This window comes from Acinetobacter sp. ANC 4470, from assembly GCF_002135335.1.
In the GTDB taxonomy this organism is placed as follows: domain Bacteria; phylum Pseudomonadota; class Gammaproteobacteria; order Pseudomonadales; family Moraxellaceae; genus Acinetobacter.
Genome location: NZ_NEGC01000001.1, coordinates 73344 through 99338 on the forward strand (window position 1 = coordinate 73344; position 25995 = coordinate 99338).

The 25995-nt window shown below is 39.1% G+C and carries 19 protein-coding genes and 2 pseudogenes; 8 read left to right on the plus strand and 13 right to left on the minus strand.

Translation table 11 applies throughout. The features are described from left to right. Positions 1-18: 18 nt before the first annotated feature. Together glnD and dapC are read left to right on the plus strand one after the other, a co-directional pair. Entirely contained in the window at positions 19-2685 is a 2667-nt protein-coding gene (gene glnD / locus B9T25_RS00360; RefSeq protein WP_086186540.1) for a [protein-PII] uridylyltransferase, read from the plus strand. Between the two features lie 24 nt (positions 2686-2709). Continuing rightward, positions 2710-3879 (plus strand): succinyldiaminopimelate transaminase, encoded by a 1170-nt coding sequence (dapC, locus tag B9T25_RS00365; RefSeq protein WP_086186541.1) that lies wholly within the window; start codon positions 2710-2712, stop codon positions 3877-3879. A gap of 88 nt (positions 3880-3967) precedes the next feature. Here dapC and B9T25_RS00370 read toward each other — a convergent pair whose 3' ends face one another. From B9T25_RS00370 to msrB, 4 genes are all read right to left on the minus strand, one after another. Further along, on the minus strand, positions 3968-4597 hold the full coding sequence (locus B9T25_RS00370) for a LysE family translocator (protein WP_086186542.1): 630 nt from the start codon (positions 4595-4597) through the stop codon (positions 3968-3970). A 340-nt stretch (positions 4598-4937) separates the two neighbouring features. Then, complete coding sequence (locus tag B9T25_RS00375; RefSeq protein ID WP_213032982.1) at positions 4938-5795, minus strand: AraC family transcriptional regulator; 858 nt, start codon at positions 5793-5795, stop codon at positions 4938-4940. Between the two features lie 6 nt (positions 5796-5801). After that, positions 5802-6284 (minus strand): glutathione peroxidase, encoded by a 483-nt coding sequence (locus B9T25_RS00380; protein WP_086186543.1) that lies wholly within the window; start codon positions 6282-6284, stop codon positions 5802-5804. After that, a complete protein-coding gene (gene msrB / locus B9T25_RS00385; RefSeq protein ID WP_086186544.1) occupies positions 6281-6700 on the minus strand; it encodes a peptide-methionine (R)-S-oxide reductase MsrB in 420 nt (139 codons plus the stop codon). Before msrB ends, B9T25_RS00380 begins: the two co-directional genes overlap by 4 nt. A gap of 150 nt (positions 6701-6850) precedes the next feature. Here msrB and B9T25_RS00390 point away from each other — a divergent pair, with 150 nt between their 5' ends. Both B9T25_RS00390 and B9T25_RS00395 read left to right on the plus strand, forming a co-directional pair. Continuing rightward, positions 6851-8086, plus strand: coding sequence for a pyridoxal phosphate-dependent aminotransferase (locus tag B9T25_RS00390; protein ID WP_086186545.1), 1236 nt, complete (start codon positions 6851-6853; stop codon positions 8084-8086). 272 nt (positions 8087-8358) lie between these two features. Then, positions 8359-9537, plus strand: a complete 1179-nt coding sequence (locus B9T25_RS00395; protein ID WP_086186546.1) for a YbfB/YjiJ family MFS transporter — start codon at positions 8359-8361, stop codon at positions 9535-9537. Positions 9538-9551: 14 nt separating this feature from the next. Here B9T25_RS00395 and B9T25_RS00400 read toward each other — a convergent pair whose 3' ends face one another. The 4 genes and pseudogenes from B9T25_RS00400 to icd all read right to left on the minus strand — a co-directional run bounded on the left by B9T25_RS00400 (position 9552) and on the right by icd (position 12321). Further along, positions 9552-10112 carry a M23 family metallopeptidase gene (locus tag B9T25_RS00400; protein WP_416202343.1) on the minus strand — a complete coding sequence of 187 codons (561 nt, stop codon included), beginning with the start codon at positions 10110-10112 and terminating at the stop codon, positions 9552-9554. A 374-nt stretch (positions 10113-10486) separates the two neighbouring features. Then, positions 10487-10645 (minus strand): annotated as a pseudogene (locus B9T25_RS14610) (IS982 family transposase); the annotation flags it as partial. Positions 10646-10652: 7 nt separating this feature from the next. Continuing rightward, a complete protein-coding gene (locus B9T25_RS00410) occupies positions 10653-10946 on the minus strand; it encodes a DUF4124 domain-containing protein (protein ID WP_086186547.1) in 294 nt (97 codons plus the stop codon). Positions 10947-11067: 121 nt separating this feature from the next. Continuing rightward, entirely contained in the window at positions 11068-12321 is a 1254-nt protein-coding gene (gene icd / locus B9T25_RS00415) for an NADP-dependent isocitrate dehydrogenase (protein ID WP_086186548.1), read from the minus strand. A 195-nt stretch (positions 12322-12516) separates the two neighbouring features. On the opposite strand from icd, the gene B9T25_RS00420 reads away from it, so the two are divergent. Beyond that, positions 12517-13341, plus strand: coding sequence for an rRNA large subunit pseudouridine synthase E (locus tag B9T25_RS00420; RefSeq protein WP_086186549.1), 825 nt, complete (start codon positions 12517-12519; stop codon positions 13339-13341). A gap of 98 nt (positions 13342-13439) precedes the next feature. Here B9T25_RS00420 and B9T25_RS00425 read toward each other — a convergent pair whose 3' ends face one another. Both B9T25_RS00425 and B9T25_RS00430 read right to left on the minus strand, forming a co-directional pair. After that, positions 13440-15671 (minus strand): NADP-dependent isocitrate dehydrogenase, encoded by a 2232-nt coding sequence (locus B9T25_RS00425; protein ID WP_086186550.1) that lies wholly within the window; start codon positions 15669-15671, stop codon positions 13440-13442. An 814-nt stretch (positions 15672-16485) separates the two neighbouring features. Further along, on the minus strand, positions 16486-18189 hold the full coding sequence (locus B9T25_RS00430; RefSeq protein WP_086186551.1) for a M61 family metallopeptidase: 1704 nt from the start codon (positions 18187-18189) through the stop codon (positions 16486-16488). Positions 18190-18370: 181 nt separating this feature from the next. Here B9T25_RS00430 and B9T25_RS00435 point away from each other — a divergent pair, with 181 nt between their 5' ends. From B9T25_RS00435 to slyD, 3 genes and pseudogenes are all read left to right on the plus strand, one after another. Next, complete coding sequence (locus B9T25_RS00435) at positions 18371-19681, plus strand: D-alanyl-D-alanine carboxypeptidase PBP6B (RefSeq protein ID WP_086186552.1); 1311 nt, start codon at positions 18371-18373, stop codon at positions 19679-19681. A 120-nt stretch (positions 19682-19801) separates the two neighbouring features. Next, positions 19802-21088 (plus strand): annotated as a pseudogene (locus tag B9T25_RS00440) (NAD(P)/FAD-dependent oxidoreductase). 134 nt (positions 21089-21222) lie between these two features. Next, positions 21223-21705 carry a peptidylprolyl isomerase gene (gene slyD, locus B9T25_RS00445; protein ID WP_074943109.1) on the plus strand — a complete coding sequence of 161 codons (483 nt, stop codon included), beginning with the start codon at positions 21223-21225 and terminating at the stop codon, positions 21703-21705. A gap of 453 nt (positions 21706-22158) precedes the next feature. Here slyD and rnk read toward each other — a convergent pair whose 3' ends face one another. The 3 genes from rnk to B9T25_RS00460 all read right to left on the minus strand — a co-directional run bounded on the left by rnk (position 22159) and on the right by B9T25_RS00460 (position 25359). Next, positions 22159-22563, minus strand: a complete 405-nt coding sequence (rnk, locus tag B9T25_RS00450; RefSeq protein ID WP_086186553.1) for a nucleoside diphosphate kinase regulator — start codon at positions 22561-22563, stop codon at positions 22159-22161. Positions 22564-22728: 165 nt separating this feature from the next. Beyond that, complete coding sequence (glyA, locus tag B9T25_RS00455) at positions 22729-23982, minus strand: serine hydroxymethyltransferase (protein ID WP_086186554.1); 1254 nt, start codon at positions 23980-23982, stop codon at positions 22729-22731. 153 nt (positions 23983-24135) lie between these two features. Next, the gene (locus B9T25_RS00460) at positions 24136-25359 is read right to left on the minus strand and encodes an alpha/beta fold hydrolase (RefSeq protein WP_086186555.1); all 1224 of its coding nucleotides are present in this window, start codon (positions 25357-25359) and stop codon (positions 24136-24138) included. Positions 25360-25995: the final 636 nt, after the last annotated feature.

Here is a 25995-nt window from a genome sequence, read left to right on the forward strand (position 1 = left end):
ATTTACGGACCACTGTTCATGATCAATACCTCTCCGCTATTGAATTACGTTAAAAGTAACCATGACATTCAAGCAATTAATCAATGGCGCACAGATGTTGAAAAGCAGCTTCAAGATGGTTTTGAAAATGGACAGTCGATTCGTGAAGTCGTTTTGGGTCGATCCAATTTAATTGATGAAGCACTACAGTTTCTATGGAAACATGCTGAACTTGATCAAACGGATCTCGGTTTATTTGCAGTGGGTGGTTATGGTCGTCGGGAAATGTTGCCCTATTCAGATGTCGACATCATGATTTTATCGGAAGATGACATCACCCCAGATCAAGAACAATTGATTTCAACTTTTATTTCATCACTTTGGGACGTGGGTAATTTCAAACCTGGCATTAGCGTACGTACCATTTCACATTGTGTGGAACAAGCCACCAGTGATTTAACCGTTGCCACCGCGCTGATTGAATCGCGTTTAATTATTGGTAATCAACATTTAGCCAGATGGCCACGTCGTATCGTGTCACAAACATGGACAGATAAAACCTTTTTCGATGCTAAAATGGATGAGCAAGCCAGACGTTATGCGCAGCACAACAATACTGAAAGTAATTTAGAACCCGATATTAAAAATGCACCGGGTGGCATCCGTGACATCAACCAAATTGGCTGGATTGCAAAGCGCCATTTTCGGGTGAATCGTATTTATGATCTGGTACATTTAGGTTTTATTTCTGAGTTTGAGCTAGGTGTTTTAGAGGAAGCTGAAAGTTTTCTTTGGGAAATTCGTCATTATTTACACCGCTTAACCAAACGTGATGAAAACCGTTTATTATTCGATTATCAACGTGATATAGCAGCTCTGTTTGGCTACACTCGTGAAGAAGGTAAATCACCCAACTATCCAATCGAACAATTTATGAAGCGCTATTATCGTAGCGCACAGCAAGTTTCGACCCTCAATGAAATGCTACTGGCCTATTTTAATGAATCGGTCATTACACCGCGCTTACCCAACTACGAACGCAAAATTGAAGACATTAACGAACACTTCAAATTGGTAGATGGCAAACTTGCCGCACAACATCACAAAATTTTTTCGGAACATCCAAGCGCAATTTTAGAACTGTTCTATTTATTGGCGAATCGCCCAGACATTGAAGGGATTCGCGCACGTACTTTACGCCTGCTCATACTTGCCGCCAAACGGATTGATCAAGATTATAGAGATAATTCTGAACATCAGGCCTTATTTATGGCGATTATTCGTTCACCGCACCGCCTTTATGACACCTTGGTTGCGATGAAACGCTATAGTGTTTTAGGCAACTATATTCCTGCATTCGGACAAATTATGGGGCTCATGCAATATGACTTATTCCATATTTATACGGTAGATGCACATACCCTGTTATTGCTGCGTAATTTAAATCGCTTTAAAGACCCTGAATTTACCAAAGATTTTCCTGTGGTGAGTTCGGTATTCCAACGTCTAGCGCGTCGTGACATTGTCTATTTAGCCGCTTTATTTCACGACATTGCAAAAGGTCGTGGTGGTGACCACAGTGAACTCGGTGCAGAAGATGCAATTAACTTCTGTCGTACCCACGGCTTTACTGAACGTGAATGTAAACTAGTTGCATGGCTGATTCAAAATCATTTGCTCATGTCGATGACCGCACAGAAAAAAGATATTTCCGATCCAGACGTAGTACAAGATTTTGCTGAAAAGCTCGGTGACATGGAACATCTGGATTACCTCTATACACTGACTGTTGCTGATATTAATGCCACTAATCCAAAACTTTGGAATACATGGCGCGCATCGCTTATGCGTCAACTTTATACGCATGCCCGTGATGTGATTCGTACAGGACTTGGTCATCCAGTTGATTACCAAATGCTGATAGAGGACACTAAATTTGCAGCCAGCGAATTATTAGTCAATGACTTCTCATTGGCTGATGTCGAAAAAGTCTGGCAAGAATTGGGCGATGAATACTTTGTTAAAGAATCAGCAGATGAAATTGCATGGCATACCCGTGCAATCTTGCAACATGGCAACAACCCTGAACCTTTAGTTTTAATGCGTGCGCATCGTAAGTCGGCTCAAGATGCCGTACAGATCTTTATTTACACGCAAGATCAACCGAATTTATTTGCCACCACCGTGGCTGTGTTTGATCGGATGAATCTTGATGTTCAAGATGCTCGAATTATTACCGCAAGCACTGCCTTTAGCTTAGATACCTATGTCGTCCTTGACCGTTTTGGCACATTACTGACCGACCCTGAACGTGAAGAAACTGTGATTGATGCCTTGGTCAAAGCACTCAGCCAATCGGATAAATATCCCGACTTAATGCAACGTCGTATTCCACGCCAATTACGTCATTTCGATATTAAAAATACCGTCGACATCACTCTCAATGCCGCGCTACAACAAAATATGGTTGAAATTTCAACACTTGACCATCCCGGCTTACTTGCCAAAGTAGGCGGTTTATTTATGATGCAAGGTTTAGATATTCACTCTGCTAGAATTGCAACACTTGGTGAGCGCGCAGAAGATATTTTCTTTGTCACCAAAAAAGATGGCATTCCAATGTCCGATTCAGAAGCCAAAACTTTTGCTAATCAATTAAAATTGGCACTCGATGAAGTCTCGAATCAAGTCTCTGGTCAACATTAACTTAAATTAAGCGGTATCGATTTCATGAACTCAAGTTTGTCATTATTGCATCCGTATCCTTTTGAAAAATTAAATAAACTTTTTCAGGATATTCAACCTGCAGATTTACCACTCATTCCATTGTCGATTGGTGAACCAAAACATCCTGCACCAGAGTTTGTAAAACAAGCAATCATTGACAACTTTAAGCATTTATCGACTTACCCAAACAGTAAAGGTTTACCAGAACTGCGCCAAAGTATTGCGGATTGGCTCACTCGACGCTTTAAGCTCAATAGCATTAGCCCTGAAACCAATGTTCTTCCTGTATCAGGAACACGTGAAGCGATCTTTTCTTTTGTCCAAGCTTTAGTGAATCGTGAAGATGCACCTTATGTGGTGATGCCGAATCCTTTCTATCAAATTTATGAAGGCGCGACTTTACTTTCGGGCGCAAAACCCTACTTCATTAATTGCACCGAAGAAAACAATTATCTAGGTGACTTTGATGCTGTACCTGCTGAAGTCTGGGAAAAAACAGCATTGTTGTTTGTCTGCACTCCGGGTAATCCAACAGGTGCGGTCTTATCTAAAGAGCAGTTTAAAAAGTTAATTGCACTTTCAGACCAATATAATTTTGTTATTGCATCGGATGAATGTTATTCAGAACTTTGGTTTGATGAAGCACCCGTTGGCTTACTTGAAGTGTGTGCTGAGATTGGACGTGATGACTATAAAAACTGTGTCGTGTTCCATTCACTGTCTAAACGTTCAAACTTACCCGGTATGCGTTCGGGTTTTGTTGCGGGTGATGCAGCATTACTCAAGCCGTATTTACAATATCGTACATATCACGGTGCAGCAATGCCTGTTCAACATCAACTTGCATCGATTGCCGCTTGGGATGATGAAGCTCACGTTGAAGAAAACCGTAAACAATACCGTGCAAAATTTGAACTTTTTCAAAAAGAACTGGGTCATTTATTGCCACTTAAAAAACCTGATGCAGGTTTTTATTATTGGCTTAAAGTAGACAACGACGAAGCTTTTGCCAAAATACTGATGGAAAAAGCACACATTAAAGTGCTTCCGGGGCGTTATTTATCTCGTGATACTGAACAAGGTAATCCGGGTGAAAATCATGTTCGTTTAGCATTGGTCGCGGACATTACTCAGTGTGAAGAAGTGGTTAAACGCCTAAAAGCGATACTTTAAATTTGAATGCCAAAGCCACCGGCAGGTGGCTTTGGCTTCACTTTAATTTAAATTTTTCTATCCAAATCCAAGCTGAAATAAAGATTATTTAATTAAACTCATCCGTTAAAAATAACATCAGGGAAAATAAGATAAAACAGCCCCCTGAAATATAATATAACCATCTAGAATTTACGCTAAGCCAGTCCATCCAAACTTTATAACTTAACAATTTAACCAGTAAAATATTCCAAACCAAGACCACAGCAACCATCCATAACACCATTAAAATATGCTGAAAAACCCCAAAATCAACATACACTAATAAGACTAAACTGCTATAAAATAGAATATTTTTAGGATTTAGCACACTTGAGCGTAAGCCTTGACTCAAATAACCCACTGTACTTGATAAAGTCGGTACAGTATCCGTTTTTCCATGAGTAGTAATCACTTCATTTTTTGCATAATAAAAGCACAGTGCTGCCAAATATATTAAATACACGGCACCAATATAACGAACATAGAGCAAAATATTTTCATCAATTTTTCCAAGAAAAAACAAACAGGCATAAATCACCAGTAAAACACATGCATTTCCCAATGCGATTCCCACACAGACAAAGCGAGCCGCAGATCGACCATGACGTAATAGTGTAGTTAAAATAAGAAAAAAATCAGGTCCGGGAGAAAGTAAGGCAATAAAATGCGTGAATGCAATAATAACAAACAGTTCCATAAATCATTCCAATAGATAGCTAGAATGAGCATAGAGAACCGACACAATTCTCTCTTGTATAAAATTGCGCGATAATAAATTTAATTTAGCTTTCAGATTTTAAACAGACAAAAGTATCCATACACTTCTTTCATAAGTTATTTTTCAATCAATACAAGTAGTTCGTAAAACCCAAATTAAAGAATAAAGCTTAGCAGGTATTAGATTTATGAGTGTGGCATGAATGCCTACGCCAAGGCATAAAAACTTAATCAATTAAGTGAGGCAGTGCTGATTTTGAAGAACTAAATACTGAATATTTTGTGATTTATACAAGTCATCTAATAATAAACCAAGTACTTCATATAAACCCTTGTTGATACTGCCTAGGTGTAACCCCCGTATGTATTTTAAATACACGATGAAAATGGCTTTGATCACTAAAACCGAGTTCATAACTCATCTCACCAATATTTTTTCCATATTTAAGCAATTCTCTGGCCTGATTCACTTTTAAATTAAGCTGAAAAGCATGTGGGGTTAAACCCAGATTTGCTTTAAATAAACGAATGACTGCATAACGACTAATTCCTAACATACTTGCCAATTTTTCCAGCGGAACAATCGTATCGGCATTTTTTAAATAAACGATCAAATCCTTTAAATGATCATAAAAATAATGTGATATATCGGTTTTTTCCCATTCAAAACAAGGCAAAATAATTTGGGTGAGTACCTCAATCAAACGCTGTTCTTTTTCCCTAAAATCAATTCCAGAATTAAATAGATCTTGATTTAGCTGTGTAAATGCACGATACAATTCTGGGTTTTTGATCACGATGGGTTTTAATTGTGGGATTGATGCATCAATCTGTGCTCTTACTGTCTCTGACAATAATGCTGCGAGCCAGTCAGCATTCAAATGCATCATCTGATAACTCCATGCTTGATCGGGCATAGGATTACAAGAGTGTTCAACCTGAGCAGGAATAACCACCAAAGCGCCAGACTCAATCATTTCAACTGTACTTAAATAACTGCTAAAACGACTCAGCCCAGTATCCACAGCACCAATAGAAAAAGTAGCGTGACTATGCGCTTTATAACAAATGCGACTTTGGCATGCCCGACGTGTTTCTACATAAGGCATGCGCGAATCACGCCAGAACTGAACATTCAAATCTGGCTGACTGATCACTTTTCTTTCATTTTCCAACATGACACATCACTGCGACAATGCCACCGCTACTTCACTTTCCAATGCTTCAGGTTTAGTGGTGGGTGCAAAACGATTAAGTACTTTGCCATCTTTACCAATCAGGAACTTGGTAAAGTTCCACTTAATCCCGTTGCCCAAAACACCTTTACTGTTATTGGTTAAATAACGAAATAAAATATGGGCTTCTGGCCCCTTCACATCCACTTTGGCAAACATCGGAAAGTTCACACCATAATTTTTTTCGCAGAATGCCCCAATTTGTTCATTCGATCCTGGATCTTGCCCACCGAACTGATTACAAGGAAATCCTAAGACTTCAAAGCCTTGATCTTTGTATTTTTCATACAGCTTTTCAAGACCTGAAAATTGCGGAGTAAAACCACATTTACTAGCAGTATTTACAATTAATAAAACTTTGCCTTCATAATCAGCAAATGATTTATTTTTTCCATCTAACAACTCAGCTTCAAACTGATAAATGTTGGTCATGGATAGGTTTCCTCGTCATTTTTTTCTTGTGTTTTTAATTCTAATGAAGCTGAATTTACGCAATAGCGTAACCCTGTTGGCTGTGGACCGTCTTCAAAAACATGCCCCAAATGTGCATCACAATGATGACAAACAATCTCGGTTCTGACCATACCATGCGTCGCATCTTGATTCTCATCAACTGCACCACTGGTAATCGGTTTATAAAAACTTGGCCAACCACTACCACTATCATACTTAGTATCGGAAGTGAACAACTCGGCTCCACAACAACGGCATAAATAAGTCCCTGCCTGCTTGGTGTTCCAGTATTTCCCTGTAAAGGCTGGTTCTGTTCCCTTTTGTCGCGTAATGCGAAATTCGTCTGGTGATAACTCTCTTTGCCATTCTCGGTCTGTTTTATTGAGTTTTCCCATCACTAACTCCTTTAAATCTTTGACATTCAATGTCATGCTTCAGTACTTCATATTTACGCTAGAGCTCAACAAATATCTAGCTAAATTTCAATATAGATTGTGATATTTCAGTAATCTATTTTTTTCACACCAACATAATTGGATGGAAATATGTCCGTTTTAAGTAACACTACGCCACGCGAAATTAAAAAATCGTCTAAGCTCGAGCATGTATGCTACGACATTCGTGGACCTGTGTTACGAGCGGCCAATGAAATGGAAGAAGCCGGTCATAAAATTATTAAATTAAATATCGGTAACCCCGCCCCATTTGGCTTTGAAGCTCCACAAGAAATTATTAATGATGTCGCTTTAAATCTGCCAAATGCCGTTGGTTATACTGACTCAAAAGGGATTTTCCCTGCGCGTAAAGCCATTTGTCAGTATTACCAGCAAAAAGGCATTTTAAATATGCACGTCAATGATGTGTATATTGGCAATGGTGTGTCTGAGCTTATTGTGATGGCGATGCAAGGCTTATTGGATGATGGCGATGAAATGCTGGTTCCTATGCCTGACTATCCATTATGGACGGCTGCGGTAAACTTATCTGGCGGTACTGCAATTCACTATAAATGTGATGAAGAAAACTATTGGTATCCAGACATTGCCGACATGGAAAGAAAAATCACACCGAATACACGCGGTATTGTGATTATCAATCCAAATAATCCTACAGGTTCGGTTTATCCACGTCATGTGTTAGAACAAATTGTCGCACTTGCAAAAAAATATGACTTAATTTTATTTGCCGATGAGATCTACGACAAAGTTGTTTATGACGGTATTGAACATGTTGCTGTTGCTGCGCTTGCTGGTGATCATCTCTGTGTTTCATTTAATGGTTTATCTAAAGCATATCGCATTGCGGGTTTCCGTTCAGGCTGGATGGCAATTACAGGCGATAAATCACGTGCAATGGACTACATTGAAGGCTTAGATATGCTAGCTTCAATGCGCTTATGTGCGAATCATCAAGCCCAATATGCCATTCAAACAGCTTTAGGCGGTTATCAGTCTATTAATGACTTGATTCGTCCCGGTGGTCGTTTGTATGAACAGCGTAATATTGCTTGGGAAATGTTGAATGACATTCCAGGGGTAACCTGTGTTAAACCAGAAGGTGCGATGTACTGCTTCCCTCGTCTTGATCCTGAAATTTATCCTATTCAAGACGATGAAAAACTCATGCTCGATTTCTTACGTGCTGAAAAAGTATTATTGGTACAAGGTACTGGTTTTAACTGGCCTACACCTGATCATTTCCGTGTGGTGTTCCTACCTGCGGAAAATGAATTACGTGAAGCATTAAATCGTTTAAGTCGCTTCTTAGCCAAAATGCGTTAATTCTAGCTCTTAAAAAAACCGCGTTAAAGAACGCGGTTTTTTTACGTCGAAATCCTAATTTTTATAGCCCACTTAATTGTGCTGCTTAGAACTAAATTTTTTAAATCTTACTTTTGATACCCTAACTTTAAGTTATGTTGATATGAAGTAACCTTTCAAATATTCATATAGTCTATATAACCGTATTAAACTCATTTTAATACGAATGGTCGCCCTATAAAAATAATATAAATCATGTTATTAATTAACAATAAAGAACTGAGAGAATATGAATGTCAATAAACAATATAAGGCTCAGTATCTTTTTATGCCTCAGTATGTGCTTAGGAATTGGTATTCTACGTTTTTCCTATACCGCCCTTTTACCAGCAACACGAGAAGAATTTGCTTGGACGAGCGGATTTTCCAGTATTTTAGGCAGTGCGAATTTACTGGGTTATCTACTCGGTGCTTTTTGGGCAATGCGTTTACCGCAGAATAAAACCATGGCGTTGTACATTCAAATGGCTGCCATTGTTGGCATGCTAAGTTTGTTCTGTTGTGCATTTTCAGATTTTCCCAAAGCTTGGTATATCTTTTGGCGCATCATTTCTGGGGTAAGTGGTGCTCTATTGATGATCTTATCACCTAGCGTGGTGGCTCAATGCTGCGACATCCAAGATCGCTTTAAAATCAATTTCATCGGTTTTAGCGGAATGGGAATCGGGGTTTTATTGGCAACGCTTTTCCTACCTTATTTAGATCAAATTTCGACACAGACAGCATGGCTTATTCTGTGTGGTTTTGCACTGATCATTTGTATTTGTCTGAGTATTTTACTTCAACAATTTAAGCATCATTTATCTGCACAAACTGCACAAACATCGACAGAAATATCATTAAACACGTTGTTCTATAGTTTACTGATTGCCTATTCATGTAGTGCCTTCGCTTATATTCCACACTCACTTTTTTGGATTGACTACCTGAGCCATGAATTAAAGCTGAATTTATTTTGGATTAACTTCAATTGGATTCTCTATGGTCTAGGTAGTGCATTAGGTGCTTTTTTAGCTTATTTATTAGCAAGAAAATTTGGTAACTTTACTGCACTGAAAATTCTTTACAGTTTTTATATCATCGCTATTTTTATTGCGACACTTAGTACAATTCCAATTTTCACCTTTATATCCTCCTTTTTTACAGGAATGCTCAATCCTGCGGTGGTTTTTCTGACGTCCTACACGATTTTACAACTTTATGCTGTTGCTTATAAAAAGCTCTGGAGTATTGCAACGCTTTGTTTTGCATCTACACAACTTGTAGGTGGCTTAAGTTTTAGTACGCTGCAACATTTTGGTGTGACTTATCATCAACAGTTTGTTTTGGCTTCATTTATCTTGTTACTTGGTACTGTACAATTGGTTTGGCATACACGTTCAACTAAATACAAAACAACTGAACAAGTGTAGCAATTTTTTAATATTTAAGAAGATGGTGTTAAATATGGATAAGGGTTGACTGCTCCTTGTCCATTTAAATAAATTCCATAGTGCAAGTGTGGTGGGGTACTTTTAGCATTGCCTGTATTTCCCACATAACCAATCACCTCACCTACTTCAACCCAATCTCCCTCTTGAATCTGGTCAGCGTAATCATGCAAATGTGCATAATAATGACGGCTTAAATTTGGGCCAACAATCCAAACCACTTTCCCGCCTAAATCATCGATACCTACACGAACCACAATCCCTTGTGTTGCACTTAAGACAGGTATTCCTCGCTTAGCAAAAATATCAATACCTTCATGTTTTCTACCGCCACTCCGTGCTGTACCCCAAGTGTCTTGTATTTGCCGAGGCTTAATCTTTTCAACAGGCATTGCAAGCTGTACAGGCAACTCCATTTGTTGTAATTGTATAAATAAAATTGGGTAACGAATACCTGCGGCTTCACCTGATGGTGGTGGCTTACAACCTGTCAATGAAATGGTTATCCCTAGAAAAAAGATGGATAAACAAAATATTTTTAATTTTTTAAACATCATTTATTTGCATCTATTCTTTTAAATGAACACTTTTTAATCTTATTTATCAAATACAATTCTTAATAGGTATTTTCTGTAATCCTACTCTTTATTCAATACTCTCAAATTAAATATAAGCTTTAAAACTTTCACCACTTTCAACTTAAGCCGTCATTAACTCCCATTCAAAAACATAACAGATCTCAATTCACAAAAAATACAGAGTACATTTATAAAACCATAGGCAAAGAAATTAAACTTCTTTCAGAAATTGTTTTTTAATCAATACAAGTCGTTCATCAAACCAAAATTAAAATAAATTTTAGCAGGCGTTGAATTCATGGGATCATTGAATTGAACAGTACGAGCTAATTCTCATTAACCCAGAATCTTGTTTAAGCGAATACTTCGCTAATTTTGATCGTTGGCTTATTTTGGTGACAAAGCTGATAGGTACATAATGAGGCGTAAATACCTGCCAAATAGCCTTCAATACTTCTCTCTTTAGTCGTCACCAAATGATATTTCCCTTTCAGTAAACCAAATAAAGTTTGATTTATTTTAGCGCTCTTTTGTTATACGGTATGCATCTTGGGCAATTGCTAGACTTTTCTTTTTCCCTTCTGCTGTTTCCGCAATTTCGTTGGAAGTTCCATTTGTTGTCCGTTGCTGATAAGCGGAATTTGATTGATTTTGTATGCGTTGCTCACGCTGAAAATTAGCATCTACTGTTGCGCCAGGACATGGCTTAGACTGATATACCGTTGTACCTTTGTTATTACATTTATAAACAGTACCCGCCTGTGTTAAGAATGGTATTCCTAACAATATAAAAATCGCCCAATTGTACTTCATTATTATCCCCTTTAATTATAGTGACTAAAATATCATCATTTTTTCTAAATCACTAACTTCATGCTTATAAAAAACCCGCAATAAATACGGGCTGTCATCAGTTGAATTAAACTATATATACTTATTCCATGTTATTAATGATTGCTTGACCAAACTCTGAACAACGCAACAAAGTCGCATCAGGCATTAAACGCTCGAAGTCGTAAGTTACAGTTTTCGCAGTAATCGCACCAGCGATACCTTTGATGGTTAAATCAGCAGCTTCTACCCACCCCATGTCACGAAGCATCATTTCTGCAGAAAGGATAATAGACCCTGGATTTACTTTATCTTGCCCCGCATATTTAGGCGCCGTACCGTGAGTTTCTTCATAAACTTGGATCGCACCACCGATATTTGCACCAGGAGCGATACCAATACCACCTACTTCGGCTGCAAGCGCATCCGAAATATAGTCACCATTTAAATTGAGGGTCGCAATTACAGAGTAATCAGCTGGGCGCATCAAAATTTGCTGCAAAAATGCATCGGCAATGACATCTTTAATGATGATTTTTTTACCAGTTTTAGGATTCTTAATCGTGACCCATGGACCACCATCAAGAAGTTCACCGCCGAAACGCTCAAGTGCGACTTCATAGCCCCATTCTTTAAACGCACCTTCGGTATACTTCATAATGTTGCCTTTGTGAACTAAAGTCACGCTTGGCTTGTCATTGTCAATCGCAAACTGAATTGCTTTACGTACTAAACGCTGAGTACCTTCTTTAGAGACTGGTTTGATACCAATACCACAGTTTTCTTCAAAACGGATTTTAGTCACACCCATTTCTTCTTTAAGAAATTTGATTATTTTTTTCGCATCATCAGAGCCTGCTTTCCATTCAATACCCGCATAGATGTCTTCAGAGTTTTCACGGAAGATCACCATGTCAGTCAGTTCAGGATGATGAACTGGAGAAGGTACTCCGTCAAACCAACGCACTGGACGCACACAAACATAAAGGTCTAATTCTTGACGTAAAGCTACGTTAAGTGAACGGATACCGCCACCCACTGGAGTGGTTAATGGGCCTTTAATAGAAACAACGAATTCACGAAGAGCGTCAAAAGTTTCTTCTGGCATATAAGTACCATAGATTTTGTCTGCTTTTTCGCCGCAATAAACTTCCATCCATTCGATCGAACGTTTGCCACCGTAAGCTTTTTGAACTGCAGCACCTACCACAGCTTTCATCGCTGGTGTAATATCCACACCAATACCATCACCTTCGATAAAAGGAATGATTGGATTGTTCGGAACATTGAGTGACAAGTCTGCGTTTACGGTAATTTTGCTACCATCGATAGGAACTGTGATCTTTTGATAACCCATTGTACAACTTCTCCCTTTGTAGCTGGCAAATCTAAAAAATAATTGCCAATAAGCAATACTTTCAACTGTTCTTAACGCATAATATCCTAATCTAGATTCAGTATTTTTGAGATTTATATGAGAAATAACAATATTTCTCGATTAAATAACACTCAACGTTTCCAAATTTAATCATTAGCAAAGTAGTTATTTTCTATGAAAATCGTCATTCTTAATAAACCTTATGACGTTCTCTCCCAGTTCCGTGCCGATGAGAAACATCAAACCATGGCTGATTTTACTCAAGATCCTGACTTGCGTATTGCCGGTCGTCTTGATTTAGATTCAGAAGGCTTAATGTTTTTAACGGATCATGGTGGTTTGAACCAGTTCATTACCAATCCAGCCAGCAAAAAGTTTAAAACCTATGTGGTTCAGGTTGACGGCGACATTACTGAGGAAGCCCTAGAGCAACTTCGTAAAGGCGTTGAACTTAAAGATGGCATCACCCTTCCAGCTACAGCTCAAAAAATTGACGAGCCTGAGTGGTTGTGGGAACGTATTCCACCTGTACGCTTCCGTGCATCTGTTCCAACATCTTGGGTCGAAATTTCAATTTGTGAAGGTCGTAACCGTCAAGTACGTCGTATGACCTCTGCTGTAGGTTTTCCAACTTTACGCTTAATTCGCACTCAAATTGGTACAATTAGTATTGTAAAACTGGGCTTACAACCGGGTGAGCAAGTCGAGATTGAACCTTTACTTTACCCTGACTTTAAAGATGTTCCTGCGGATAAACCCTATACAGGTCGTGACTTTCCGAAAAAAATTGTACAGAAGAAGAAACAGCATTTCTCTGTTGCAAAAGATAAAGCACGTGAAGAAAAAGGCGAAGCACCATTTAAAGGCAAGAAAACACCAAATGGTGGTACAACCCGTATTTGGCAAATGGATGATGCTGATAAACCACGTCGTAAAACCAATGGTACAACTCGTGACAACACGAAATCACCACGTGGTCGTGGACGTAATGCTCGTTAAGATTTAGTTTAAATTAGTTGCTTTTTTAGGGAAATTTACACCTTAGAAATTGCGGATAAAAAAAGCCGGTGCATATGCACCGGCTTTTTTTATTATGCTTAAACAGTCTCAAGCACTGCATTAAGCGTAGCACTCGGACGCATCACAGCATTCACTTTAGCTGTATCAACGGCATAGTAACCACCGATGTCAACTGACTTCCCTTGCACTTCTGCAAGTTCAGCAATGATTTTATCTTCGTTTTCAGCCAATGCTTTCGCAAGCGGAGCGAACTTCGCTTTCAACTCAGCATCTTCATCCTGCGCAGCAAGCTCTTCAGCCCAATACTTCGCTAAATAGAAGTGACTACCACGGTTATCAAGCTCACCAGTACGGCGCGACGGTGACTTGTCATTATCAAGTAACTTGCCTGTTGCTTGGTCAAGCGTTTTCGCAAGCAATTTCGCACCAGCATTGTTTTCTTTAATGCCCATTTCTTCTAAAGAAACTGCAAGCGCCATGAACTCACCAAGTGAATCCCAACGCAAGTGGTTTTCTTCCACTAACTGTTGCACGTGTTTCGGAGCTGAACCACCCGCACCTGTTTCGTACATGCCACCACCGGCCATCAACGGAACGATAGATAACATTTTCGCAGACGTACCAAGCTCCATAATTGGGAACAAGTCAGTCAGGTAGTCACGTAGAATGTTACCCGTTACTGAAATCGTATCAAGACCACGTGCTACACGCTCAAGCGTATAACGCATTGCACGTACTTGTGACATGATTTGGATATCGAGACCTGATGTATCATAATCTTTCAAGTATTTTTCAACTTTTTTGATCAACTCATTCTCGTGTGGACGATATGGGTCAAGCCAGAAGATTGCAGGCATGCCAGAGTTACGTGCGCGATTTACCGCAAGTTTCACCCAGTCACGGATCGGTGCATCTTTCACCTGACACATACGCCAGATGTCGCCTTCCTCAACGTTTTGAGTCATTAACACTTCACCAGTTTCAAGATCAGTGATATTCGCGATACCCGCTTCAGTGATCTCAAAAGTCTTGTCGTGTGAACCGTATTCTTCAGCTTTTTGCGCCATCAAACCAACGTTAGGTACAGTACCCATGGTTTTCGGATCGAAGTTGCCATTCCACTTACAGAAATTAATCATTTCTTGATAGATACGTGCGAAAGTCGATTCAGGCATAACTGCTTTACAGTCGTATTGCTTGCCGTCAGCACCCCACATTTTACCGCCACCACGAATCATTGCAGGCATAGAAGCATCTACAATCACGTCGTTTGGTGAATGGAAGTTGGTAATACCTTTCGCAGAATCTACCATTGCAAGTGCAGGACGATGTTCCTGACATGCATGAAGATCTTCAATGATTTCTTCACGAAGAGAAGTAGGCAAAGTTGCGATTTTTTCGTAAAGACCCGACATACCGTTATTGACGTTGATACCTAGCTCGTCAAATAACTTACCGTGCTTCTCGAATGCTTCTTTGTAATAAATTTTCACACAGTGACCGAATACGATCGGATGTGAAACTTTCATCATTGTCGCTTTCACGTGTAACGAGAACAAGATGCCCGCTTCGCGGCAATCTTCAAGTTGCTTCTCGTAGAAGTCGCAAAGTGCTTTTTTGCTCATGAACATCGAATCGATGATTTCACCATCTTTCAACGCAACTTTCGGCTTAAGAACAACCGTTTCACCACTCTTAGTGATGAGTTCCATTTTCACATTACGCGCGCGGTCAAGCGTCATCGATTTTTCGCCATGGTAGAAGTCACCTTCTTCCATATGCGACACATGAGTCTGTGACCACTGCTTCCACTCGCTCATTGAATGCGGGTGCTTCTTCACGTAGTTCTTTACTGCAGCAGGTGCACGACGGTCAGAGTTGCCTTCGCGTAGTACTGGGTTCACAGCCGAGCCAAGACATTTGCCATAACGTGCTTTGATCGCTTTTTCTTCTTCAGTGGCTGGATTCTCTGGATAGTCAGGAATAGCATAGCCTTTAGACTGAAGCTCCTTAATACACGCCATCAATTGACCAACAGAGGCACTGATATTCGGGAGTTTGATAATGTTCGTATCTGGATCTTGCGTGAGACGACCTAGCTCTGCGAGAGTGTCAGGCACTTTCTGCTCGTCGCTTAGGAAGTCCGCGAATTCTGCGAGCACACGTACGGCCACAGAGATGTCACTTTTGACAATTTCGACGCCAGCTGGCTTAGTAAAGGTCTCAATGATCGGCAGTAGCGAGTAAGTCGCCAACAGTGGCGCCTCATCTGTCAGTGTGTAAATGATTGTTGACTTTCCACCAGCCATATATAGCCCCTTGCTTTGGATTGTGTTTGTTAGGACCAAGCTTTTGACTCAGCCCTGCGAACCGGTTTGTTTAAATAAAATATTTAAAGTATCGGCGCTCATCGCACCGCAGTCAAAACAATATCTTTTCATATTGCTTTGACTGAAAATTTATACACATCAGCGTTGTTCACTAATACTGATATTCTACTTGAAATTTCGTCTTTTTTCGAATATAGACAGTCGCAGCCGGTCTCTGCGATTGAAAAACACACCTAACTACACAAGTGATGATTTAGGGTCTAAATAATATATAATTTATATTTATCAATGCATTAATTTATTTACACCCTGCGAGATTGATTAAAATTCCAACAAATAAGTTTGCTGATTTACAAGCCAATTACTTGGGACATGTTGGGTATCATGGAAATAAATTACCCTTCAAGGAATACGATGCAAATTTTCTTCCTGATCAGCCTAAAAAGTGGTTATGGTGAAGTATGCCTCTTCAGCATTATATTACCCTCACCTTAAAGACTTTCGAGCAAAAAACGTCAGCGAGGCATCGCCTGAAAATCCAAGAACCGTTAATTTCAACACATTTAAATGAATAAGTATTCGGGATTCATTCATCCGATACTACTTAATGCCTCCCCTTACAAAGCCTCTATGACTTGTTATTGACATGCTTTGGAGTACGCTTGAGAAAATTACTGATTATTTTCTTATGTCTTTTTGAACCCAATCTATCTTTATAAATTTTCGTGGCGACTTCTAACAAAAAACCGACGCCTAAGCATCGGTTTTACATGACTTTCAAATCATTAGAACATTAAGCTTTAAGCCACTTCTCTGCTTTCGCTTGATCTTCAACTTTCAATTCAACCGTGGTTAAATCCATTGCACCACCTGAAAGCTCAAACTGCATCAACTCATCACGGCGGAAAGCATAAACCGTATAAGTACCTGCCTGTTTTGCATATTGCTCCAGAAGTTTCTCAGAGGCTTTTAGACCATCAATGGCAATAATCACATCATGGGCAGAAAGACCCATTTTCGCTGCAACACCATCACGTCGCGCACTTTGAACCAACACACCTTCAGGTTTATCGGCAACTTTTAACCCAAATGGCAAAGTCTTGTCATTTTTCAATGTATAGCTTAAACCAAACTCAGGTAGCAACTGATCAAGCGGCAATTCATCTGTAGTATTAATTAAGTGATTAATCTGCTCTGCCCAATCTTGACCTGTCAGCGCTTTACACAAATCAAAAATAGTCCGCTCACTCACTTGAATACCATTTTGTGCATTTTCATACAGCTTTCGCATTAAGGCATCTAAACTTGAACCACGTAAACGCAAGCCCAAATCAAGACACAATGCAACCAAACAACCTTTGTTGTAGTAACTGGTTCCTGCATGATTTGAATTTTCATCCTGACGGTAGAATTTCACCCACGCATCAAAACTGGACTCGGAAACAGTCTGAACAGCTCGACCGGGATTTTGCAAATAACGCTCAATCTGTGTTTTTAATAACTCAATATAGGATGCTTGATTAATCACACTGCTACGCAGCAAAATCAAATCATCATAATACGAAGTAAAACCTTCAAAAATCCACAATAAAGAGGTATAGCCTTCCTTGTTTAAATCGTAATTGACAAAGTTTTCAGGACGAATAAATTTGACCAACCATGAATGGAAATATTCATGGCTACATAAACCCAAAAAACGTTGATAATCTTTAGATGGCTCAATTGGTTCATCCGCTTTAGGCAGATCATCACGTGGCGTAATTAGACTAGTGCTGTTTGGATGTTCCAAACCACCATAACTATTGCCTGTCGCCATCGTCATAAAAGTATAGTTTTCAAATGGTGCTGAACCAAACATTGCAATTTCTGTGCTACAGATTTTTTCAATGTCTTGCTGCATGCGTTGTACGTTCATGGCATGTTTGCCTGAAACCACAAACTCATGTGCAATGCCATTCGCTTGAAAACTAAAGCGTGTCTGATCTGCTAGTTCAAATGGACTATCAATCAACTGTGCATAGTTTTTAGCTTTTAAGGTATGACGACCTTTAACCAAGCTTTTATGCGCTAAGCCCGTAGCCAATTGGAAGTGTTTCAGCTCATCTGGAAGGAAGACTTCAACCTCTACTGCATTCTCTTCCTGACCTTCAAGCCCCAAACATGCACATGCTGGATTCACATATAAACGGTTCTGGTCAACATAAGCACCACGTACCGAAAGATCATACGCGTAAACATCATATTCAACTGTAATCAGTTCAAAATCGGTATTAAATAAACGCCATTTATTTTTTTCAAATTTACTAATTTGCAGTATACGTCCATCTTCATCATAGGCTCTGACAGACTCAATATGCTTTGAAAATTCACGAATCAGATAACTTCCTGGAATCCAAGTCGGTAACGAAAGCACCTGTGTTGGAATAGCAACAAAACGTAAAGTGACATGAATTAAATGCTGACGATAATCGTCAAATTCGATTTGATAATGCAACATAATAGGCGATTCAAAAGATGAAAAAGATAACTTATCAATGAGCTTAGCATTTTTTTATAAAACAATGCGGAACTGTCGCAATTGTCTACAATTCTGACTAGCCATTCTGCAAAAAAAAGCATAGCATTCGCAAGATTTTTTGCATTTTAAAGTCAACGGATTGGCAAATAAAGGAACATCATTGAAAGCTGTTATCTACCTCATCGCATCACTTGGTTTATTGTGCTCCACAATAGTCAATGCCACATTACTCAATCTAGTTCCAGAAAGCGTTGAAGCTCAAGCTTGGACTGTGATTGATACTCAATCGGGACAAGTCATTGCTGAGCATAATAGTCATGTTCAACGTGCCCCAGCCTCGCTAACTAAAATGATGGTGGCTTACATCACGTTAAAAGAACTTCAGGCAGGTCATTTACGTAAAGATGAGGTCTTAACTGCAACACCTGTGGTTAAAACAGTGATGTGGGATGAGTCACAGATGTACCTGAAACAAGGTGAGCAAATCTCAGTCGATCAACTTCTTGCAGGCTTAGTGGTCATGTCTGCCAATGATGCTGCCGTGACTTTGGCAGAACGTATTGCTGGAGATGTTCCAAAATTCATTGAGCGGATGAATAAAGAAGCCCAAGCTTTAAGAATGAAAGATACTCACTTCCAAAATCCAGCAGGTATTAGCATGCCTGAACACTATTCAACTGCATCAGATTTAGCGCTTTTAGGGCAAGCTCTAGTTACACAAACGCCTGATTATTTAAATTACTCAAAACAACAAAGCTTTTCTTACAATAACCGTTTTCACCGTGCGACCAACATGTTGTTAAAACTTGATCCAACGGTAGATGGCTTAAAAACAGGGTTCACTAAAGCTGCTGGTTATAATCTTGCCTTAACTGCAAACCGCCCAACGATGAATCCAGACACTTCTGAACGTCGTTTAGTGGTCATTGTCTTAGGTGCAACCAGTGCGGCAAAGCGTGCCGAAGTTGCCTATAATCTCATGAATTTAGGCTACACCTATACTCGTAATGAAGTTGCAATTGAAGATAAACAACTGATTGCAGAATTACCTGTGATTAAATCTACGTTAAAAATGTTTAAATTAGAAACAACTAAACCGCAAATTATCACCACCTCTTTATATGAGCAACCTTTTGCGATTGATTTAAAAAGCTATGATACAACCAACCAACGTATTATGTTGAATACTGGCAATGGAACCATTCAAACCATAGAGCCCTTACAAGAAACGAAAACTCACCTTAACGTTGAGCTCACCGAAAAAACGCTCACAGCCCCTCTAGCGAAAGTCATGCAACTTGCTACAGTACAGGTCTATCAAAACAACCAATTGATTCGCACCATTACCATTGAAGATGATGTACAAATTGAAGAAGCTAATTTTTTCCAAAAAATTGCGATTTGGTTTAAGCAACTTTTTACATTTTTGTCTAGTGATGAAGTAAAAGTTAAAACTTATCCACTAGGCTAATGAAATGAATTTTCTTTACTTTATGTAAGTTGTATAACAATTTAAATAAAAACACTGAATTGAAGATGGCATATTAATGTCATCTTTTTTTTCATCTTCAAAATAATAAACAGGTATAAAATGAAAAAACTTCATAAAATTGTGATTATTGGTGGTGGTGCAGGTGGTCTGGAACTCGCCACACAACTAGGTCAAACACTAGGTAAAAGCCATAAAGCACACATCACCCTCGTTGATCAAAACCTCACGCATATTTGGAAACCACTTTTGCATGAAATTGCAGCAGGCACACTCAATCCACATGCCGAAGAAACCAATTATTTTGCCCATGCTTCAAAGCATCATTATGAATTTGTTTTAGGCAGCTTTATAGATATCGACCAACATTCAAAACAAGTCATTTTGGGAAAACCACCATTATCTAAACCCGATTCAACAGAAAAAAATATTCGCTTAGATTATGACAGTCTAATTATTGCAGTAGGTTCAACCTCTAATGACTTTAATACAGAAGGTGTAAAACAATACTGTCATTTCCTTGATAGTCGCAAACAAGCCGAAGTCTTTCAGCAGGATCTACTGAATTTATATTTAGAAGCACAAAATCATGAAACCCCACGCAGCTTAAATATTGCAATTATTGGTGCAGGTGCCACAGGTATTGAGCTTGCAGCTGAGCTTTTTCAAGCCAAATAAACATTCTTTAAATATGGTTTAAATAAAATTGAACCAGAAAATGTCACCATTAGTGTGATTGAAGCCGCTGAGCGTATATTGCCCGCACTCTCCGAAACCATCGCCAAGCATACCCAGCAGCAACTAGGGCAATACGGCATTACAATACTCACAAAACACCGCGTTGCACGTGTTGATGAAAACAAAATTTACTTTACAGATGGAACAACTATTGAGGCAGAACTAAAAGTCTGGGCAGCAGGAATTAAAGCACCCGCTGTTATCGAAACGTTAAAAGGCTTTAAAAAAGATCATATCAATCGCCTTAAAGTATATGCGACATTACAAACGCTTTCTGACCCAAATGTATTTGCTTTTGGCGATTGCGCTCATTGTCAACCTATAGCAAATAAATCTGTACTTGGTCCACGTGCTCAGGTGGCAAGCCAACAAGCGAGTTTCCTAGTAGAAGCCATGAAAGCTCGAATCCAAGGCACATCACAACCCATGTTCAAATTTTCCGATAAAGGATCATTGGTTTCATTAAGCCATCACAAAGCAGTAGGAGAATTACTTGGGCAAATAAATGTTCAAGGTTTTATCGCCAAATCGATGTATGTTTCTTTATATCGACTACATCAAGCAACCATTCACGGCTATACCCATGCGGGTCTTTTGACAGCTAAGGATTTTGTCACAAGAAAAATCGCTCCAAAGATAAAATTGCATTGAAATTTTAAAAACCGTCCCTATTATTAAAAAAACGCCATAAAAACGCGGAAAATGCAATTTTTTGATAAATATAGTCTACAAAATTTGCTTTTCACTTTATGATGTACCCTTAAAAAATTGAATGGATCAATGACATGACTGCTATTGCAAATGACCTCGTGGTTTCTTTCCACTACACGTTGACTAACGCAGAGGGCGAAACTCTCGACCAATCACAAGGTGAGCCACTTGCATATTTGCACGGTGCAGGTAACATCATCCCTGGTTTAGAAAATGCTTTATTAGGCAAAACTGTTGGTGAAAAATTCACAGTAAATGTTCCTGCTGCTGAAGGTTATGGCGAATACAACCCAGACCTAGTACAAGAAGTTCCTGCGCAAATGTTCCAAGGCGTAGATAACATCCAAGCGGGTATGCAATTCCAAGCTCAAACGGATGACGGTGTTCAAATCGTTACTGTTAAAGCAATCGAAGGTGACAACATTCTTGTTGATGCAAACTTCCCACTTGCTGGTCAAGATTTAACTTTTGAAGTTGAAATTGTTGAAATTCGTGAAGCATCTGCTGAAGAATTAGAACACGGTCACGTACACGGCGCTGGTGGTCATCACCACTAAGATCGGTATAGATCAAAAAAGGCAAAGTTTTTACTTTGCCTTTTTTATTGCCTTTAAAATGCCCTTTTCAACTCTTACTGCATCATTTTCATGTATTAGACTTCTTTCACAAGTCATTTTTTGATCAATAAAAATAGTCTATAAAGCCAAAATTAAAAAACAAATTTTAGCAGGTATTGGATTCATGAGTGTGGCATGGATGCCACACGTTTCCCATCCTTGCGCTGCATTTTAAAGCAGTGCCTTAAAACTGGCTCAGGACGTCGTGTATGGGGAACAAAAGGTTTTCCTTGCGGACTCAAAATATATTTTGAGTCCCTCATTTTGACCTTTCAAAAGTAGAGATAATGCCGATGCAAAGGTATAAAGATTAAATCAAGCAAATGAGGCTGTGCTAATTTTTAAAAATCAAATATTGAACATTTTTGATTTATGCAAGTTATCTATTTAAAACTATAAATAATCGCCTGCTCGTTCTGGCTGATACAACACTTTTTCAATCTTAACCTTCATTAAATGACCATCGGGCTGTGGCCATTCAATTTCTTGTCCTTCAGTCAATCCTAGAATGGCTGCACCAATGGGGGCAAGGACATTCACTTGCCCTTTTTCACCGCGAAAATCATGTGGATAAACCAAGGTAATATCCGTCGGTTCAAGCGCTGGTGCAATGGTAATACGCACTTGTGCATTCATGGTCACGACATTTTCAGGGATATCTTGTGGAGCAACAACATCCGCACGGGCAAGTTCATCTTCAAGATGTTGCATGGTCGGACTGAGTTTAGATTGATGCTCAAGCATGGTTTCTAAACGCTGAAGGTCTTGTTGTGAAATAATAATTGTTGGTTTAGCCATTTACCTGATTCCTTTGAACGAAAGATGTCATTACAGCAACAGCAAAATGATTTATATCTTTTATGAAGTATTATTCTGTTATAGCAGAAATATGATATTTGAAAAATATGACTTTTAAACATCTATAAAAAAAGCCCCCTTGAGGGGGCTTTCTCAAGTCTTTACTTATTTTGCGTAAACTGGGAATTTAGCACAAACAATTTCAACTTTCGCTCTAGTCGCGTTAATTACAGCTTCGTCGCCTTTGGCATCTAAGATGTCAGCGATCCAACCTGCCAAGTCACGAACTTCAGCTTCACCGAAACCACGAGTCGTTACAGCTGGAGTACCAATACGGATACCAGAAGTCACGAACGGAGAACGCGGGTCATTTGGTACAGCATTTTTGTTCACAGTGATGTGAGCTGCACCTAACCATGCATCTGCTTCTTTACCAGTCACATCTTGTTTAATGAGTGACAATAAGAATAAATGGTTTTCAGTACCACCAGATACAATATCGTAACCACGTGCGATTAATACTTCAGCCATTGCTTTAGCATTTACCACAACTTGTTTTTGATATTCTTTGTATTCAGGTGTCATTGCTTCTTTAAAGCAAATCGCTTTAGCCGCAATCGCATGAACCAATGGACCACCTTGGTTACCAGGGAATACTGCTGATTGTAATTTTTTCTCGATTTCTTCGTTTGCTTTCGCAAGGATTAAACCAGAACGTGGACCACGAAGTGTTTTATGCGTAGTCGTTGTTGTTACGTCAGCAATTTGTACTGGGCTTGGGTAAACACCCGCAGCAACTAAACCAGCCACGTGAGCCATATCTACAAATAGGTAAGCACCAACTTTGTCCGCGATATCACGGAAACGCTGCCAGTCAACAATTTGGCTATAAGCAGAGAAACCAGCAACGATCATACGTGGCTTGTGCTCTACAGCTAAACGTTCAACCTCTTCATAATCAATTGCACCAGTTTCAGTGTTTAAACCGTACTGAATCGCATTATATGTTTTACCAGAGAAGCTAACTTTTGCACCGTGAGTCAAGTGACCACCGTGAGCCAAGCTCATACCTAAAACGGTATCGCCTGGGTTAAGCAACGCCAAGTAAACAGCCGAATTAGCTTGTGAGCCAGCGTGTGGCTGAACGTTTGCATAATCTGCACCGAAAAGCTCTTTAGCACGGTCAATTGCCAATTGTTCGATGATGTCTACATATTCACAACCGCCATAGTAGCGTTTGCCTGGGTAGCCTTCTGCATATTTGTTGGTAAGTTTTGAACCTTGCGCTTCCATTACTGCTGGAGAACAATAGTTTTCAGATGCAATCAGTTCGATGTGCGCTTCTTGGCGAGCATCTTCCTGTGTGATTGCTTGCGCGATTTCTGGATCAAATTCAGCAATTGAGATATTGGCAAACATTAGCGAGGTCCTATAAATTAGGGCTTTTAAGCCGTGCTAAGATTGGCGCGTATTGTAGCATGAAGTTTATAAATATCGAGAATGAACTTTGTTCAGTTTTAAATAAAAAAAGCTCATGTAAATACAAAACATGAGCTTTTAAGTTAAAGCCAATTATTGAGTTGGTACTAGAGATTTAACATCCGCCACAAAATTATTGATGTTTGCTGTATAAACAGTACTGTGAGTCCAGTTTGCATTTGTTCTATATTGAATTGTCGTACCTTTAGCTTCAGCACTTGCTTTGAGCAAATCCGTTGCTGCTTTTGGTACAACTTGATCTAGTCCACCTTGATAAATAATAACAGACTGATTCAACTTCACTGTGCCTGGTTGAGAGTCCTTAAACAAAAAATTATTAATGATAGGTATAGACATAAAATTGTCCTGATTTCGCCCATAACCATTCAACGAGTTATTATTGGATGACGCATATTGCCCCATACCATAACCCAATGCATCCCCCACAATATTGCCACATTCACGCTCAGCAATAGGAGCGATCGCTGCCGTATGGCTTTTAAACACCTGAGCATAACTTACAGAAATATCATGCCCTTGCATCCCTGCGACAATCAAAGATGTAAACATATCTAATTGTGCCAATACAGGTATTTGTATGTTTGCGGGCTGACCTATTACTGAATTCTCACCCCCTTGCAATATTGCAGCAAGGTTTGATGCAGGTGCAATTGCAATTGTTCCCTTGTAGTCAAGCTGCGCTCTAGAAGCATATTGTGCCGCACCCAATGCAGCATGACCGCCCTGTGAATGCCCGACTGTCATCCACTGTGGAGCAGCTTTCTTACCTTGACGGCTAAGGTAGTCACGCGTTGCTACTACAGCATCAGTAATGGAAAAGGCTTCACTTTTTAAATTCAAGAATGGATGATTACCCTCTGCTCCCAACCCCTCATAATCTGGAGCAATCACAACATAACCTGCTGTCAATAATTGTTGCAACAGAACTTGAGTCCCTTGCAGCCCTTGCTGACTCGGTGCGCATTTGTCTGCAACACCCGTTGTACCATGTGCCCAGACCACAATCGGCCAGCCATTTGCAGGTTGTACAGTTTTCGGAACAAACACCAAACTCGTTGCTGTAACTTCTTTGTTATTAACACCTAGCATTTTATACGTCATCAGCTGACTATCTGCAGCATATCCAGACATATCATCCTTAGTGTAAGCTGTAACATTTACGACTGGATCTTTAATATTATTTTTTGGAATACCATCACCACCTGAAAAATTCCAATCACTTCCATCCCCACCTCCACACGCGGTTAAAAGCATAACCGAACTACTCATAAACACCGTAAGCAATGTTTTTTTCATGTTTGTATTTCCTTATACATTTTTGTTGTGATGATTTAAATAAAACGATTACCTTTATTCTTTGCAATTTCATACCAAATAATTATTTAAAAATAAAAACACTCCAAAACATTGATTTTTAAATTATTATCATCATGATATTTGCAAATACCCAGTAATACTAATTCAATCAAATATATTTTTCAATAGACAACTTACCTAGTTCAAAAATGTTCAAATATTTGATTTTTGAGATAAGCACAGCATGATTTACCCCATATAATTGAAGTAATTTTACATAAGCAATAATTTTACTTTTGAAGAGTTAATGAAAGCACTGCTCCGCAAAGCACAAAGCGTTATTTTGGCTAAAATCAATTGCCCATACACTAGGTTTAAAAAATTCCAGCTTAGAAAGTACAATATTTAATCATTTCAAATCGTGACTATAGATAGCATCTAATGCATAAAATAAATGAATGATGAAGTTGGATTTTATATCTATAAAAAGCCTCATTTTGAGTAATAAATCAAAACCAGACCATTTAAACATCATCTTGGGGCAGAAATAATCAGGAATAGCCAAAAGTCGGTGTTTTCAGTTTGTACCAAGGCATTTGAAAGTGTTAAATTTATTCAAACTTTCGCTACGGTTAT